The organism is Streptomyces sp. NPDC088810 (assembly GCF_044750305.1).
Classification (GTDB): domain Bacteria; phylum Actinomycetota; class Actinomycetes; order Streptomycetales; family Streptomycetaceae; genus Streptomyces.
In genome coordinates this window covers 17,468-33,832 of record NZ_JBIVJQ010000019.1, presented here as the reverse complement: position 1 = coordinate 33,832, position 16,365 = coordinate 17,468, and the positions used below count along the sequence as shown (strand labels likewise).

The following is a 16,365-nucleotide window of genomic DNA, read 5'->3' as shown; positions in this document are numbered from 1 at the left end:
GCGGATGGAGCGGATTCAGCGGGCCGCTGGTGCGGTCGTCGGCTCAGCGGTGGGCGACGCCCTGGGCGCCCCTTTCGAGTTCGGTCCCCCGGGAGCGTTCTCCGCGCGGTTTCCCGCGCCGAATGCCGGTGGCGAGATGTGCGCAGGCGGTGGCTGGGACCCCGGCGAGGCCACTGACGACACGCAGATGGCCGTCCTGGTCGCGGAGTCCCTGCTGGAGCGGGGCAGACTGGATCTGCCGGACATCTTTACCCGCTTCCAGCGGTGGGCGGCATCAGAACCGAAGGACATCGGCTTGCAGACCGAAGACGTCCTGACCAACGGCATGCCCTGGGACCTCGCCGCCGCGATCCATTTCCAGGTCAACCAACGAGCAGCGGGAAATGGCTCCTTGATGCGGGCATCGACCTCCGCGGTCTACTTCGCGGCCGTCGGCCAGGAAGCCACCATGGACGCGGCCCACCGCATCGCTGCCCTCACCCACGGTGACCGCGCGGCCTGGGAAGGCACTGCGATCTTCCACGAACTCATCCGCGTCACACTCGAGGACACCGACCCCCTCACCGCGCTCCCGGACATCCTGGCCCTTGTCCACCCCGACCACCGCGGCCGCTACGCCACCGTCCTCGCGCCCGACTGGCACCCCGATCGGGCGACCGAGTTCAACGGCGCCGTCTGGCCCTGCCTGGGCTCCGCCGTCTGGGCCCTGCGCACCACCACCAGCTTCGAAGACGCGATACGCGCGGCGATCGACCTCGGCGGCGACACGGACACCGTCGCCGCGGTGACCGGAGGCCTCGCGGGCGCGTACTACGGGCTGGACGCAATCCCCGCCCGCTGGACCCAGCCGCTCCATGTCCCCCTCCCAGGATTCGACGGACGCGTGCTGCGCCTGGCTGATCTGCTCCACCTTGCACACCGCCTCGGAGAGGGCCGTTGATGAGACAGACGTAGTAGCCCGCATAAACGGCGAGCTGGTTGTGTGGGCCGAGGAGAAGATGTCGTTCGAGGCGCTCCAGCGGCGCGCGGTCTCCGGCGGCCGGACCGCGGCCCGCCTCGCCCAGGAGATGCCAGAGCACTTCATCGCCTTCGACGTCCTCCAGATCGACGGCCAGGAGCTGCTGCACGTCCCGTACGGCGAGCGGCGCGCGCGGCTGGAGCGGCTGTTCGCCGACCACGGGCTGAGTGCCCCGTGGACGCTCTGCCCCGAGACGGCTGACGTGACGACGGCGCAGGAGTGGCTGACGTCCTGGACGCAGGTGCCCGGCGTCGAAGGGCTTGTGATCCGGGGGAGCGGACAGCGGTACTTGCCGGGAGCCCGTGCGCTCTACAAGGTGCGCCGCCGGGACTCCACCGAGGTGGTGGTTGGCGCCATCACCGGGACCGTGCGCCGGCCGCAGACGCTTGTGCTGGGCCGTCTCGACGCGGCCGGGGTGCTCCGGCCGGTCGGCCCCAGTACGCCGCTGCGGTCGGACGCGGCGCGCGAGCTGGCCGACCGGCTGACACCAGCCGGGCCCGGACATCCATAGGAGGGCGTTCGGTTCACGACCTCGTGGGGGTCGCGGACGCCGCTCGACGTCGTGCTGGTCGAACCGGAGCTGGTCGCCGAGATCATGGTGGACACGGCGCTGGAGCGCGGAGCCTGGCGGCACCCGGTGCGCTTCGCCCGGCTCCGGCTGGACGTCGCCGTTGCGGACGTCCCACCGTTCGGCGCGGGCGCCGAGCCCGCCAGCGGGTGACCGGCCGTGCCCACCGTCCCAGATGCTGTCAGGGGCCGGTGAGGATGTCGTGGGTGCCAATGCGGCGCCAGATGACGTGTTGCACGCCGGGGCGGAGCGCAGGCCCGTATTGCCAGGTGGCGCGTCCTGCGGGTCCAGCGCCCATGAACCAGGTGAGTTCGTAGATGCCGGATGCGCGCTGGACGCGCTTGACGCGGAGGCCGGCGCGGAAGTGCCCGCCGGTGCGCAGGTCCTCGACGAAGGCCGCCACGGTCTGGAAGAAGCGGCGGCGCTGTGCGGGGGTCAGGCGGTGAAGGTCAGCGGTGAAGCGGGGCGTGGTCTCGTAGGTGGGCACGGCGAACTCCTCCAGGACGCACGAAGCCCCCGGCCGGTTGGCCGGGGGCGGTGGTGGCTGTTCGTGTTGAAGGGCGTCGGTGACGTGGTGCTCAGTGGTGGTCGTTGGGCGAGGGAGTGGTGCGCTGGTGTGCGCTCGATGACGGTGGAGTCGGTTGCATGGCGATTGCGGGGTTGGTGGGGCTCGTGTGGTTGCGGCGCAGTATTCGCACGGCCCGGAGTCAGCTCTCGTAGAGGGCGCGCATCGCGTCGTAGAACTCCTGGGGGCGGGCGGCCTCGCAGCCGACACAGTGGTACCGGTGGAAGTCGGTGCGGGCGGGGTGGTCCTGTTGGGCGGAGCGGCCGACGCTGCGGAACTCGGGTTCCATCGGTCGCGAGCACAGCGGGCAGGGGTCTGCGTAGATCAGTTGCTTCAAGATGCGGCGGACTGTGCACAGGTCGGTGGCTTACCGTCTCGGCCTGAGCAGACAGACCGCCTGACGGGCGCTCCGGTAAAGATCTGGTGATGGCCTCCCGCCCGGCGGGAAGCACCCCGGATCACGCTTTTCCGCAGGTCAGTGCAGGGGTTCCATGGGCCGATGATCAGCATGTCGCCAGTTCGCCCCGGGAACGGGGTGCGCTACCTCTTCCGTGGCGTGATGGTCGGCGACGGCCACCGCCGGGCGGGCACGCCGCTGCGCGCCGCCCAGGACGAAGCCGGTGTCCCGCCCGGCGTGTGGAAGGGCCGGGGCCCGGCCGCGCTCGGCCTGGCGGCCGGGGACGTGGTGACCGAGCGGCAGGCCGAACTGCTCCTGGGAGAGGGCCGGCACCCGGACGCCGACCGGATCGAGCGCGAGCTCCTGGCGCAGGGCAAGAGCCCAGCGCAGGCGAGGCGGGCGACCGTGCTGGGCAGGCCCATCGAGCACAACCGCTCACCGAAGACCGACAAGGCCAAGGAGCGCACCCCCTGGCTGGCCTTCGACCTGGTCTTCCGGCCTCCGCCGACGGCACACATCGCGTGGGCCCTGATGGACGACCGGCACCGCCGGGTGCTGGAGCTGTGCGACGACATCGCCCGCGACAAGACCCTGGCGTGGCTGGAGGAGTCGGTCGCGGAAATCCGCTCGAAGGCCGGCGGCAAGCAGCGGGCCCGGGTCAAGGACGGGCTGATCGTCGCGGTCTTCCGGCACTACGAGTCCAGAGCCACGGAATCGAGGCCCCTGCTCCACGCGCACGCGGTCGTGTCGGTCCGCGCCCGGCGGCCGCATGACGGGAAGTGGGGCAACCTGTCGGCGGACTCGCTGATGACCCACATCGTCGCCGCCGACACCCTCTACACCCTGTACTGGTGTCCGCCCGGCTCGGGTGGGCGTGGGAGCCGCGCGAGGTGACGCCCGGCCGCCGGCCTGTCATGGAGATCGCGGGCATCGACCAGCGGCTCATCGGCTGGCAGTCGACCCGCCGCCAGCAGATCGAGGACGCCCTGCCCGTCCTCACCGCCAAATACGAGGAACGGCAGGGCCACCCGCCGGGGGAGCGGGCCTCCTACGCGCTGGCCTGCCAGGCCGCCGACCAGACGCGCCCACCCAAGCGCACGGAGCTGCTGTCACTGACCGAGCTGCGCAAGCGATGGCGCACCTCCGCGATCCGGGCCTACGGCGCCGACGTCGTCGACGGGCTGGCGGAGCGGGCGCGGGCGGTGGCCGCGGCGGTGTGGGCACGGGTGCGGCCGGTGGTCGACATAGCGCTGGCGGCCGTCGACGTCGTGGCTGTGGTGTACGTGATGCGCGGCGCGTTCAAGCGCCACCACCTGCTCGCCGAAGCCCGCCGCTACCTCTCCTACGTCCTGCGCGGCCGGCCCCACCAGGCGGGCCTGGACGAACAGATCGTGCAGACCGTCGTCGACGACTACACCCGCCCGGCAGGTCGGCGGATGATGACGGCCGACCTGCGCGCGCTGTATCCGCGCGACACCGAGGACCAGGCCGTGCTGCGTCCGCTGACCCGCAACCGGTCCGCCTCCCTCTACGAGCGGGCCCGCCTCGCCGCCGACGCGCTGACGGCCCGGGTCCAGGCGGAGCGCCGCGCGGAACGTCTGGGCTCCCGGAGTCGGCCGTACCCCGTCGCCGTGCCCGCCACCGCGAGGTCCCGCCCGCGGCTGGGCCGCCCGGATCGGAAGGCCGGCCGCGTCCCGGAGCCGAAGACCGACGTCGCCACGGTGGAGCAGACCCGCCGGACGCTCGAGGCCGCCGTCGCCAAGCTCCAGGACGGCATGCGGGAGCGCGCCGTCACCCACGGCCCACAAACGCAGCCCGCGCCGACGACGGCACCGTCGCCGCACACTCAGCAGCCCGGCACTCAGCACGCGCCGGGCCGGACCACAGGAGGAGTCGGGTGAGTACCCCGGAAGAACAGCCCAGCCTTGACGACGTCCTCGCTCGGGCCCGCGCGGCCTCGGAGAAGATGGCCGCCGTCCTCGATGGGCCCCCGGCGTGGGAGCCGATCTGGAAGCGGCCTTGGAAACCAAAGTCGAAGGCGGAGAAGAACCGGGAGCTGAGCAAGCAACGGCGGCGGCTCCAGGATGCCGGACGCCGCCGCCTCGCCGCTGGGCAGTCCCGTCGGCCCCGTGCAAGGCAAGGCAGGATCGGCAACGCGGCCGCGCGCCGCGACGCCCGCGCGCTGTCCCGGGTGCGGCGCTCCACCGCCTGGCTGTGGTGACGGTGCTGTGCATCGTCCACCGAGTGGAACCCCAGACGTCCTGCACTCAGTGGCGGTGCACGACATCGGGTGGAGCCCACTCGGTGGTGTCCACCCGAAAGAATCGTGGAGTGCTACGAGGGCGGCGTCACGCTGCGCCAGGTCATGTACCGGCTCGCGCGTTGTGCCGCCGGCGAGTCTGACGGTCGCTGGATGATTTTGGTGGTTCCCGCGGGGCTGGTGTAGATGCTGGTTCCGTCGCCGTATTCTCCGCGCGCGGTGGCCTCGTCGGTCTTGTAGGCCAGAGTGTCGCGGACACCGAGTGCGCGCAGGGCGTTCAGGACGCGCCGTACGTCCTGTTCGTCGTGGTGGTTGGCGGTGTAGATGATCACAGGTCGGCGTGTGGGATCGCCGTCGAAGTCGCTGCCCAGCGTGGCGACCTTGGCTCCCGGCCCGAGCTGTCCGGCTTCCACGGCCGTCTTGATGAGGCGCCATCCGGCATCGAGGGCGCGCAGGGGCAGGAACCACAGCCACTTGCCCGCTTTCGCGAATTCGTTGACAGCGGCCGGGGCCGAGAAGTCGACCCCGGGCGCCATGGCCCACTGCCATCGGTGGCGGGTGTCGGCCGCCGGCGGGGGCGCCTTTGCGGGCTGTTGACCTGTCTGGGTGGGCTCCTTGTACATGAATTAACGGTATGTGACATTAGTTATGTTTCGTGGCTATGTGTTCCGGTGTGGGTGTCAGAGAAGTTGTCGCGGACGAGGAGCGGCGTGACCAGGCCTTGACGGCATGCTGCATGGCGGTCGTCGCGGAGAGCGATCCGGTACTGGCGCCCGGCCGCCGGAGCAGGCTGCTGATGGACTGCTTGGCGGTGCTTCGAGCGGCCCACCGTCCTGAGCGGGCGGCGCAAATCGGGATGAAGGAATTCCGTCAGGGACTGCGCGGCCCGCTGGGAGCTCTGCTCCCGCCGGCTTCAGGCAGGCCCGACCGGTTCGACAGCATGAGACTGTTCGACGCGCAGGGGCTGGCCCGTGACGCTGTTCAGGACCTGTGCAGCGAGCACCTGATACCGCAAGCGGCGCTCGAGCAGTACTGGCCGTGGGCCCGGGTGCGCGCCGAGCAGGAAGAACAGCGTCTGTACGGCCTCATGCGGCGCCTTTCGCCGGAGGAGTACCGACGCGCCCGCGCCCTTCTGGGAACGCATGCCGCCGGCTCGGTGCGGGTGTTGAGCCGCCAGTGGGACCGGCTGTGGATGCGGTTCGACTTCTTCGAGTCGGTGGCCGACTGGCCGTGGTGCCAGGTCGACGGCTGGTGGTACCCGTGCCCGGTCTGCCGCTGGCCGATGCGGGCCGTTCGGTTCGGGCCGCAGTTCGACGTGCGCTGTGAGGCCCATGCGCCGCGGGGTGTGCACTACCGGTACATCCCCGGCAAAGGGCCGGGCCCGGGTGAGCTGACCGGGACCGGCAAGGCGGCGGTGCCGGTGACACCGCTCCCGGCCAGCTCCGATCACCTGGCCGTGAACCGGCACGTGTGGCGCTACGGGACCCTTCCCGTGCTCCTCGAACTCCAGTTGCGCGACGAGTTCGACGGCCTGCCGTTCGTCGAGCTGGTGATGTGGCCGGGCCAGCAACGGCCGGACGAGTACGACCTGCACATCACCGTCGCGGTGCCAGGCAAGCGTGCTCGGCACTGGAGGGTGGACGCCAAGGCGTGGGAGTCGGTCGTCGCGCTCGGCAAGGCGCTTTCGGACCGCCCGGGGCTGCGGAAGGGGCTGACGATCGTCCTGCCCGACCACCAGCACAGCGAGCGGCACTTCCTCGCCGCGCAGGTACGCGACCGGGGCGTCAAGGTGACCACGGTCAGCCGTCTGGTCAAGCAGGTCAAGGCCGCGTGCGGAGCGTCGCGGTGAGGCCGGAGGAGTGGGAACTGCGCAAGCTGTCCGTTTCCGCGGCGCTGGCGCTGGCCGAGGAGCACTTCGGCTTCCGCAACGCCGACGGCCGGATGGTCGTGCCGCTGGACCAGGCGCATGTGTTCGCGGCTGCCCGAGTGGACCTGTGGGAGGGCTGGCCCCAGGTCCCGCGGCGCGTACGGGAGCTGGCCGGCCGGTACTGGCACGTGCGCCCCGACGACCTGGCAGGACGCCGCATGTTCGAGGCGCTCGCGCGAACCTTTGCAGCCTCGGGCGGCGGCCTCTACCGGCTCCCTGATGATGTGCCGCCCCGCCAGGCGACCTATCTCCTGGCCGCGCACGCGCAAAAGCCGCTGGAACTGGCACGGGAACTGGTGCGCGAAGCCGAGGGGTACCACTACAGCAACCGTGGACCGCTGCCCGTGGCCGGCCCCGGCCGGTGGCAGTTCGGGGGATCCGAGCCTTCGGTGGTGACCATCCCCGACACCGAAGAAGGCGCCCACGTACGGCCGCTGCGCCTGACGACCGCCCCGTACATGGCCACGACGACCGCCACCCGCAAGAAGATCCTGCGCCTGGCCCGACGCCAGGCCGCTGCCGGACCCGCCCGCCACGGCTGGAAGCCGGGCGTGCTCGCCTCCTTCATGGACCGGCTCCAGGACAGCTCCGGCGACTCCGTCACCCGTCTGAACCTGCCGGCCGGGAAGCTCACGATCGTCAACGCGCCGACCGGCGTAGGCAAGAGCGTGCTGATGAATGCCTTGGCCCCGCTCCTGGCCGACCGGGGCCAAGGCCCCGTCGCCATCATCGTCAGCACGATCCACGACAGCCTGAACAATGCCGAGAAGATCGAGGCGGACGACGAACTCGTCCTCCAGGTCACCGCCCAGCTTGCCCAGGCCACCGCCCGCCACAAGCTGCGCTGCGTGCCGCTGGTCACCGAGACCCGAGTCGCGGAACAGGCCCTCCGCGCCGCAGAACAGGGCCGCGAGGACCGTCACGACCGACTCGCCTACGGATGCGATCTATCCGCCTGGGTGACGGACGGGCCCAAGGTGACCCGCGGCCGCGAGCCATGCCGCACGCTGATCAAGGTCACCGATCCCGTGGCCGGATCCGGGGACGAGGAGTCGGCCGGTCTGCACGCCTGCCCGCGGATGGGAGTGTGCGGGAAGTACACGCTGCTCCGCGAGGCGGTTCAGGCGGACATCATCGTCACCAACCATCACAACCTGCTGCGCGGCCTCATCCAGGTCCCAGTCGACACCGGCCGGCATCTCCTTCGGCAGATTCCCGTGATGGAGTTCCTCAACCGTCACTGCCGCACACTGATCGTCGACGAGGTCGACAACCTCCAGAACAGCTGGTGCTCCACGGGCGCCCATGACTTCTCCCTGGCCACGCGCGGCATCAGCAAGACCTCGCTGCTGCTTCAGGTTGACCAGCAGCGGCAGAGCCTGGCAGCGGCGGCCGACCGCCGGGTGGTCAACGCCTTGTTCAAGGCCAGGGGACTGGGAGAGCAGTTCCTCAACTACGTGCTGGACGGCGAGCTCTGGCTCGAGCAGGACGCTCAGGAGGAAGAGCGTCCTGGCTCCGGGTGGCACGTGCCCGGCATCTGGGACCGCATCCTGATCAGGGATCTCCTCGGACTCGACGAACACGTCCGCCTCGATCCGGACACCCACAAGGCGTTCCGTGCCATCTTTCCCGACTCCGACGACGACACCAGACCTGACCCGCGCTTCCAGGAACTGGCCGGCATCCTCGCCCGGACCGTCAGCCGCAACACCAGCGAGGACGAGCTGCCCGTCCTCAAAACGGAAATCTCCCGGGCGCTCAAACGTCTCAAGATTCCCAGAAGGCGGCACCCGGACGTCACCAACGCGCTGCTGGTGCGTGCCTGGCTGGGTAGTCTCCACCAGAGCCTGACCTACCTGAAGTCCGTGATCGCCGGGCTTGGGGCCCAGCTGACCGTCGGCCGTGAACTGGCACGAGCGCTCGGCTCCTTCACCCAGAACGGTGCCCTGCCCTACGGCCCCCTGGGCTACCAGCTGTTCGGATTCAAGGTAAACAAGGACACCCGGGGCGGCGGCGAACTCTTCGTCCAGTCCCTCGGCGGCGACCCCCACACCGGAACCGTCCAGCTCGGCGGCACCATGGCCCTCGCCACCGCCGGCGTCGAGCGCAGCGTCCTCGCGCTGTCCGCGACCGCGTTTTTCCCCCGCGCGGCCTGCGAGCACGTGCACACCGAGCCCGCCTACGTCATGACCGATGCCACACCCGGCGCGGTCACCGCTCTGGCCGGCAGTGTCTCCGCCTCGGACACCGTATGGGACCCCATCACCATCGGAGGAATCGCCGAAACCCACAAACCGCGAGAGATCCAGAGACTGGGGGAGCGGCTGTGGCAGACCCGGCTCTCCGAGCACCTCCGCCAGCTGGAGATCGACGACCCCGACCGGGCCAGAGCCATGGTGGTCTCCAACTCCTACAAACAGGCCATCCTCTTCGCCGTCGGCATCGCTTCGGTCGCGGTGCAAGCTTCCTGGATCGCCGTTGTCGTCCCCAGGACAGGCATTCCGCCTGGCGTCCACCTGCCCACCGGCGTAGTGACAATCACCATCGACCAACTCGAGGACCTGCCCCGCACCCACCCCCACGTCAAAGTCATCTGCGCGCCCTTGTCACTGGTCGCCCGCGGACTGAACATCCTCGTCCCCGGCACCGAGAACTCCGCGCTGGCCTCGGTCTGGGTCGGCCTACGCCCCGTCACCGACCTGCACTCACCCGAGGCGATGTACGCCAGCATCAACGCAACCGCCATCCGCGCGGCCTGCCCCGGCCCCGACCCCGCCCGCATGCTCTCCATCCAGAGCCGGGCCGCCCGAAGACATCTGCACACCCTGCTGCGCAGCGACTCCCGCTTCAGCAGACTCCCGCGCTACCTGAAGACCGAGATCCTCGCCGGAATCCTCGTCGACCTCATCCAGCTCGCCGGCCGCGCCCGCCGAGGAGGCACCCCCGTACAGCTGTACCTCGTCGACAACTCCTTCCTCGACACCCGGCTGGGCTCCGATTTCCCCTCGCTGCTCCGCTCCTACTACGACGGACTCACGGAAAAAGAACAGGCCAGCCTCCGCCGCGTCTACGGATCCACCCTGACCGCGTGGCTCGACTTCGCCCACCAACCCGACATCCCCCAGCTCACCCACCTCCCCCTACCCCGCAGCGAAGACCTTGATCACGAAGGCGTCTGATGACCACGGACCAGACCCAGCTGTCCCTGCTGGCCTGCCACACCAACGAAGAACTCTTGGGCTCGGTATGGCTGTACCGCCTGCCCGAGGTGAAGATCGACACGGCCTGGAAGAAGCTGCGCGAGGAATACCGTGGCATCACCGGCTCCACAGCCAACCTTCCCTACAGCGGGCTACTGACCGTCCTGCGCGCCATCGGCTACACCAGCGCCACCCTCTACCCCACCTCCAAGAGCAACCCGCCGAAGTTCCTCGCCACCACCCGGCCCATCGACCGCGACGACCTGCACGCCGCCATCACCCTCTGGGAACAGGCACTGCTGCAGACCCCGGCCGACCGCTTCACCTTTCAGCACCCGAGCCAGATCGCCGACCTCATCGCCGGGACTCCCCCCGAACAAGTCCCGCTGTGGGACCAGATCACCCGCAGCACGGCCTGCATCGACGCCCCCGGCTGGGTATGGACGGCAGCCAGCTGGACCATCGCCGAGAAACTCTCCGGTCAGAGCTGGAAGATCGACGGCAAGACCGTCACCTTCCGCCGCGATCTCGCCAACTGCCTCCAGGTCTGGAACCGCGAACTGCTCTGGAGCAACACCTGGCTCGCCGCCCGCGGAGAAACCCTCGACGCCATCGCCGCCGACGACGAAGACGACACCGACAACGCCTGGAAGACGGCCACCAGATACGCCACCCTCCGGCTCGACGTCACGATGAAGTCCCACCCCGGCCTGCCCCATCCCGTGGCCGTCGTCCAACCCTCAGTCTCCCGGCTGAGCAACACGCTCCGCAGCGCCCGCACGGCCTGGTACGAACCCCGCGACGCAAAGGGCCCCCTCCTCAACCTCGAACTCGGCGGATACGGCGACCACACCCACATCAACCACACCACCCGCCTGGCCTTGGACTCCTGGACCCGCCTGCACGGCGAACACGTCTTCCCCCGCGACAAAGACGACGAGTTCCTCGCACCCAGTGCCCTCGAGCTGAGCGGCCCTCCCGGCAAGCTCCGCGCCCTCCTGCCCTTCGCCGTGAGCTATCCGGTCGGCAGGGGCGTGGGCATGTACAGCCAACGCGAACTCGCCCGGCACGTCAGAACCGTCCTCGACCAGCCCCTGGTCAAGTGCGTACAGGTCGCCGGTCGCCGCCCCTTCGGAAACCGGCGCACCACCGTCGAAGGCCGCGACACGGTCCTGTGGGACGACGAGAACCTGCAGCAGATCATCGCCGCATCCGGATGCCGGAAGCTGCGCATCCTCGCCCTCTACAAGACCCAGGCCATGCGCACCCGCATGCAGTTGCTGCTGGCCTACCATTTCAACCGCCCCGACCTCGCCACCACAGGCATCGGCGAGAACAAGCCCGTCTCCCTCAACGAACACATCGAAGTCCTGTTCCAGCCGGCACCCGAGCTCCTGGCTCACGGAGATCACCACGACCAGCGCCCCGCCCTGGTCAGGCAACTCCATGGTCTAGACGCCCCCGAGGACACCCGCCTGCTCGCCCTGTGCGAAACCGAGTACGACCCCAAAGCCTGGGCACGCCAACGACGCGCCTCGAAGAAGACTGACTCGACCGTCGTCAACCCCGACACCCTGGACGCCAAGCACCGAGTCAACGGCGAACTCGCCAAACACCGTGTCCTCGCCCAGTTCCTCACCCTGTACAAGCCCGGACGCCGCAATCCCCGCAAGAAGGACCGCGAACCCACCACCGACCTCGAGCTCTTGGGCCTCGAACTCCAGGGACACCACCGCGGCCACATGGCCATCGCGGATATGTCCCGTGTGGCAGGCCTCGTGCACCCGCGACTGACCAAAGCCCTCAGCTCCGGCCCCAACGGCCTCAAGGAACCCCTCGTCCACGTCGGGCTCCACCTGCGCCAGCAGCGCGGCGAACGCCGCGTCGCCACCGACGAGCCGAAACTCATGTGGACCCTGGTCGCCCTCGTCCCCCACGGCCCGTACTGGCGAACACTCGCCTACCTCCCCGCCGAACACGCTGGCCAGGGGACCTGGCTCGACTACGCGCCCGCCAACTACCACTTCCGCGCCCGGGCCCTGCCCGAAGGCCGACGCCGCGATGAACTCCTGCCCCGCCACATCGACCGTGCACTCTACGAGCTGGGCGGGCACGCAGGCCGGGCCCGGGGATACGTCATGTACGTGTCCGGAGGCGAAGCCCGCAGCATCTGGCCGCTGCTCGCCAACAAGAACCTGGGCAAGACACCCGACGCGGCTGGTCAGATCAACAAGCGGCCGGCACTGCCCGGCTTCACGCTCGCACCCGACCAGCGACCGCGGGCAGTCGTCCGGGTCACCTCCGGCAGCGAGGATGTGGCCCGGCCGGCCGTTATCGAACGGCTCCGCCACATCCCGGAGTACGACGAGTCCGTCACCGAGGAAGGCAAACTCGCCACCGGCCTGTTCCAGATGGAACAGGCCGAGCAGACGTTCATCATGTGCAACCTTCCCCACCAGTTCACAGGAGGAGCGCGATACGCGCGCGCTGGCGAGTCCTACAGCCGGTGGGGCAGCAGCGACCCCAAAGAGCAAGCTGAGACCTGGTACAGCCACACGGCAACGGAAATCACCGTGCTCCACCACCCCGCCGATCAGGCTCTGCTCACCTACGGGCTTGCGGCCGCCCGCCTCTGCGATCACGCCCTTCACTGGGAACACCGCACGCAGTACCCCGCGCCGGTCCACCTCGGCATCCAGATGGACAAGGACCACCCCGAATACCGCCGCACCGTCGATCCGACCGACGGTGACGACGACGCGCAGCCCTGAGGCACGACCGAACGCGAAGCCCCAGCCGATCGACCGGGCCGCTGGGCAGCGTCCCCCCGCATCGACGCCTCACACAGGAGGAAGGCAGTACGGTCAACGTGGACCCGGATGACGTGACGCAATGGGATCACTGGCTCGATCACCTGGTCGACGGCGCGCCTGTACAACTCGTACGCCCCAGCGACACCGACCGGCCGACCTGGGCCGCCTACGAAGAAACTCGGTACCTGGGCACCGTCCACGGCCAGTTTGACTTCGACGGACGCTGGCACGTCCAATCCCTGAACGAGCGCCACCTCAACCTCGACGACGCCGTCCGCGCCCTGCGCCGCCCCGCCACCTGGGCAGCCGACCGAGAACGCGTCCGACGGTGGGCCCGCAACACCCTGAGTGACCCGCGCCTGCTTGTCCTCGACATTCAGACCACCGGTCTCGACACGGCCTGGGCCGTCCAGATCGGCGTCACCGACCGGGACGGCAACGCCCTCTTCGACGAACTCGTCAACCCGCTGGCCGACATCACGCCCGAAGCCACAGCCCTCCACGGCCTCGCACCAAACCAACTGGCCTCGGCGCCCACCTTCGACACGCTCCTGCCCGACCTCGCCCACCTCCTGGCAAACCGGTGCTGCCTCGCCTACAACGCGGACTTCGACAGAGCAGTCCTGGAACGGGAAATCCACCGCCTACCGCAACTTGCGCGCACCAATTGGGCGACACTGCACCCTCGCACGTGGACGGATGCCATGGCCCCCTACGCAGCCTGGAAAGGACTCTGGTCCGCGCGCCACTGCTCCTACCGCTACCAGCCTCTTGGCGGCATCTACGAGGCCGTCACCAACTGCCGGCGCCTGCTGAGCACCATGCGCCACATGTGCTGAACGTGCTGACGCTGCCCTCAGAGACGCGGGCCGACCGGTGGCCGCGGATCCGGCCGTTTCTTACCCGCACCTCTCCCTGCCTACGCAGGCGGCGAGGCGCACCTGGCCGACCGCGGCGCCCTGAAGGTCCTGCTGTCCGATCTGCCGGCCGAGCCGGTCGTCGTGCTGGTCAATGTCCTGTCCTTGGTCGCCGAGTGGCAACGACCGCCAGGAAATCCGGTGGGAGGTCCCCGCTGAGGTTCCGCTCAGTGGCTGAGCTGGTCGTCGGTGCAGTCATTCGCCTTCAAGGTGATCACCATGCTGCAGATCACCTGCCTCGGGTGACCCCGCCCGACGTGCCAGCCGCCCCGGAACAGGTGTCGTGCGCCTGCAGTGTGACGGTCATAGCCTGATGGTGCTCGGGGCTAGCACAGGAGGTCTGCCAATGCCCCGAATCATATGGTCAGGTGCCATTTCATTCGGTTTGGTGACCGTTCCGATCAACGTCCAGAGCGCCACCGAAGATCACTCGATCAGATTCCACCAGTACCACCACCAGGACATGGGGCGTGTACGGGTGCGGAAGGTGTGCGAGCTGGAGGGCCGCGAGGTCTCCCAGGACGAGATCGGCAAGGGCTACGAGCTGGCCAAGGACCGGGTCATCCCGATCACGGACCAGGAGCTGAGCAACCTGCCGCTGCCGACCGCCAAAGCGATCGAGATCGACGCGTTCGTGCCGCAGGAGGACATCGATCCGCTGAAGATCGGCGAAGGGTACTACCTCCAACCGTCCCAGCCGGTCGCGGCCAAGCCGTACAAGCTGCTCGTGGAGGCGCTCGGCAGATTCAGCAAGGTGGCCATCGCCAAGTACGCCTGGTCCGGCCGCGAGCGCCTCGGCCTCCTGCGCGTCCGTGACGACGTCCTGGTGCTGCATGCCATGCGCTGGCCGGACGAGATCCGCTCCCCCGAGGAGCTGCTGCCGCCGCCGGTGGAGGTGTCCGAGGAGGAGATCGAGGGGGCGCTCGCACTGGTGGACACGATGACGGTCCAGGATCTGGCCCAGCTGGAGGTACGCGACGAGTACACCGAGGTGATCGGACACGTTGCGGACATTGTTGGCGGCCGTGGAGACCGGGCGCGCGTCGAGATGCCCGCCGGCGGGCTAGCCGAGGAGAGCGCGCAAGTGGTCGGGGTCTTGATGGGTGGGGTCGAGCCAGGCCTCGTAGTGATCCTCGGTGAGCGTCCCGCTATTGCAGTGGGATGGCTTTGAGCCAGTCCTCGACGGCGACGACATCTGCCCACTGCGGGAACAGCTTTTCGGTGAGCATCCGGTGCACCTCGGGGTCGGTGTCGAGGCAGCCATCCGCCAGGACGGTGAGGCCGAGGTCCAGGTCGATGGCGTGCCACAGGGTGGACAGCACCACAGCGCTGGTGGCGATGCCGGTGAGAACAAGGCTGTCGATATCGCGGGCCCTGAGCACCAAGTCGAGGTCGCTGCCCGAGAACGCGCTCCCCCGCCTCTTGGTAACCACCACGTCGCCCTCCTGGGGCGCGACATCGGGATGGATCTCGGTGCCAGGGGCGCCCTCGGTGAACAGGCCGGCCCGCACGGCGTTTGTCATCACCCTATTGCGGGGGCTGACTTCCGGATCGCCCGGCCGTAACCCCATCACCACGTAGATCACGGGGATGCCGGTAGCCCGGGCACCGTCGATCGCACTGCGCAAGCGCGGCAGATACCCGGAACCATCGTCGGCGATGGCCACGACGTCCCGTTGAACGTCCAACACCAGGAGTGCGCTGTTCGCCATGCTTGCCGACACCTCTCTCCGTTGGGAACCAAGAGCAAGTCTGATGGATCAAGCGAGCCGAGGTGGAGCTTTGGAGATCCTCAGCAGCATCGCGCCACAGTGCGCACTGGTGTCGGTTCGCATCGACATTTTCTTGCTCTTTGATCACCAAGTGCTGGGCAAACTCGGTGATAAGCGGTGTCGCCCGTCAGTTACGAAGCCACCCAGGCGGACGCCCGCCGTCGGCCCCCACACGATAGGCCGGTGAGGAAGGCCAGCCTGCAGGGACGCTTACCGGCCCGGGCGGGCCGGTGGCCGGCGTCTGCGGTGCGGAGCGCGACACGTTCACGTGGCCGTACGCAGGCTAAAGCGCTTCTTCCGGATCGCATGCCGTCCTAGTCATAAGGCCAGCAAGGAGGCCTGACAGGGCGTCCAGTTCGGCGCCGCCACAGTGGCTGAAGGGGTCGCTGATGAGCAGCCCGGCGAGATTGCCGTTGGCGGCGCCGGTGCCGTGAGTGGTTGTCCCGTCGGCCTGGGATCCGCCGTGGATGGCGCATGAGGTGCCGAACGCAGGCGAGGTGATCGGCAGGATGCCGCCGGCAGCGGCCGGTGCGGCGGCGAGACCGACGGTGAGCAGGGCGAGGCAGCTCGCGGTGTAGGTCCGTTACGTGCACCGGGTAACGATCGTCGCTGTTGCCGGACACGTTGGCGGCCTGATCCAGAAGAAGCGGCCTAGCCGTCTCCATGGGCCTGGTGGGCGTAGTGCTGTTTGAGGGGCAGGGCCCCGATGACTGCCGTTCGGCGCCGAACGCCGCACTCCCATCCGCCGTGTCAACGACGCCTGTCGGCTTCCGGCCGGTCGCTGAAGCTGTGGGGGAACAGGCGGGGCCTGTGCCGGCTGGCTTTCCTAGCACCACCGGCTGGCGCCTGCCGACGGGAACATCCGCCACGCAGTCGACTTCCGACTCCGCATCCACGTCATCCCCCGGCCTCCGCAGGGTTTTCCGCT

The 16,365-nt window shown here is 69.1% G+C and carries 13 protein-coding genes and 1 pseudogene; 10 read left to right on the top strand and 4 right to left on the bottom strand.

Annotated elements, in window-relative coordinates; all coding sequences use genetic code 11:
- Positions 1-4: 4 nt before the first annotated feature.
- Genes ACIP4Y_RS37405 through ACIP4Y_RS37395 form a run of 3 tightly spaced genes read left to right on the top strand, consistent with a single transcriptional unit; the run spans position 5 to position 1,739 of the window.
- The gene (locus tag ACIP4Y_RS37405; protein ID WP_401401319.1) at positions 5-940 is read left to right on the top strand and encodes an ADP-ribosylglycohydrolase family protein; all 936 of its coding nucleotides are present in this window, start codon (positions 5-7) and stop codon (positions 938-940) included.
- Positions 855-1,529 (top strand): hypothetical protein, encoded by a 675-nt coding sequence (locus ACIP4Y_RS37400; protein ID WP_401401316.1) that lies wholly within the window; start codon positions 855-857, stop codon positions 1,527-1,529. The genes ACIP4Y_RS37405 and ACIP4Y_RS37400 overlap by 86 nt, the downstream gene beginning before the upstream one ends.
- A gap of 51 nt (positions 1,530-1,580) precedes the next feature.
- Entirely contained in the window at positions 1,581-1,739 is a 159-nt protein-coding gene (locus tag ACIP4Y_RS37395) for a hypothetical protein (RefSeq protein WP_401401313.1), read from the top strand.
- A gap of 28 nt (positions 1,740-1,767) precedes the next feature.
- Here the strand turns inward: ACIP4Y_RS37395 and ACIP4Y_RS37390 are convergent, their stop codons facing one another.
- On the bottom strand, positions 1,768-2,073 hold the full coding sequence (locus ACIP4Y_RS37390) for a hypothetical protein (protein ID WP_401401310.1): 306 nt from the start codon (positions 2,071-2,073) through the stop codon (positions 1,768-1,770).
- Positions 2,074-2,293: 220 nt separating this feature from the next.
- Positions 2,294-2,440 (bottom strand): hypothetical protein, encoded by a 147-nt coding sequence (locus ACIP4Y_RS37385; RefSeq protein ID WP_401401308.1) that lies wholly within the window; start codon positions 2,438-2,440, stop codon positions 2,294-2,296.
- A 270-nt stretch (positions 2,441-2,710) separates the two neighbouring features.
- On the opposite strand from ACIP4Y_RS37385, the pseudogene mobF reads away from it, so the two are divergent.
- Positions 2,711-4,449, top strand: a pseudogene (gene mobF / locus ACIP4Y_RS37380) (MobF family relaxase).
- Positions 4,446-4,769 (top strand): hypothetical protein, encoded by a 324-nt coding sequence (locus ACIP4Y_RS37375; protein ID WP_401401305.1) that lies wholly within the window; start codon positions 4,446-4,448, stop codon positions 4,767-4,769. The pseudogene mobF and the gene ACIP4Y_RS37375 overlap by 4 nt, the downstream one beginning before the upstream one ends.
- 113 nt (positions 4,770-4,882) lie before the next feature.
- On the opposite strand, the gene ACIP4Y_RS37370 is transcribed toward ACIP4Y_RS37375, so the two are convergent.
- Positions 4,883-5,431 (bottom strand): putative phosphothreonine lyase domain-containg protein, encoded by a 549-nt coding sequence (locus ACIP4Y_RS37370; RefSeq protein WP_401401302.1) that lies wholly within the window; start codon positions 5,429-5,431, stop codon positions 4,883-4,885.
- 113 nt (positions 5,432-5,544) lie between these two features.
- Here ACIP4Y_RS37370 and ACIP4Y_RS37365 point away from each other — a divergent pair, with 113 nt between their 5' ends.
- From ACIP4Y_RS37365 to ACIP4Y_RS37345, 5 genes are all read left to right on the top strand, one after another.
- Positions 5,545-6,657 carry a hypothetical protein gene (locus ACIP4Y_RS37365; protein WP_401401299.1) on the top strand — a complete coding sequence of 371 codons (1,113 nt, stop codon included), beginning with the start codon at positions 5,545-5,547 and terminating at the stop codon, positions 6,655-6,657.
- Complete coding sequence (locus ACIP4Y_RS37360; protein WP_401401296.1) at positions 6,654-9,914, top strand: hypothetical protein; 3,261 nt, start codon at positions 6,654-6,656, stop codon at positions 9,912-9,914. Before ACIP4Y_RS37365 ends, ACIP4Y_RS37360 begins: the two co-directional genes overlap by 4 nt.
- A complete protein-coding gene (locus ACIP4Y_RS37355) occupies positions 9,914-12,706 on the top strand; it encodes an RNaseH domain-containing protein (RefSeq protein ID WP_401401293.1) in 2,793 nt (930 codons plus the stop codon). Before ACIP4Y_RS37360 ends, ACIP4Y_RS37355 begins: the two co-directional genes overlap by 1 nt.
- Positions 12,707-12,804: 98 nt before the next feature.
- Complete coding sequence (locus tag ACIP4Y_RS37350; RefSeq protein WP_401401290.1) at positions 12,805-13,587, top strand: exonuclease domain-containing protein; 783 nt, start codon at positions 12,805-12,807, stop codon at positions 13,585-13,587.
- A 466-nt stretch (positions 13,588-14,053) separates the two neighbouring features.
- Complete coding sequence (locus ACIP4Y_RS37345) at positions 14,054-14,836, top strand: Ku protein (RefSeq protein ID WP_401401287.1); 783 nt, start codon at positions 14,054-14,056, stop codon at positions 14,834-14,836.
- Here the strand turns inward: ACIP4Y_RS37345 and ACIP4Y_RS37340 are convergent.
- Entirely contained in the window at positions 14,814-15,377 is a 564-nt protein-coding gene (locus ACIP4Y_RS37340) for a cysteine hydrolase family protein (protein ID WP_401401284.1), read from the bottom strand. The two genes, ACIP4Y_RS37345 and ACIP4Y_RS37340, sit on opposite strands and share 23 nt — an antisense overlap.
- Between the last annotated feature and the right edge of the window lie 988 nt (positions 15,378-16,365).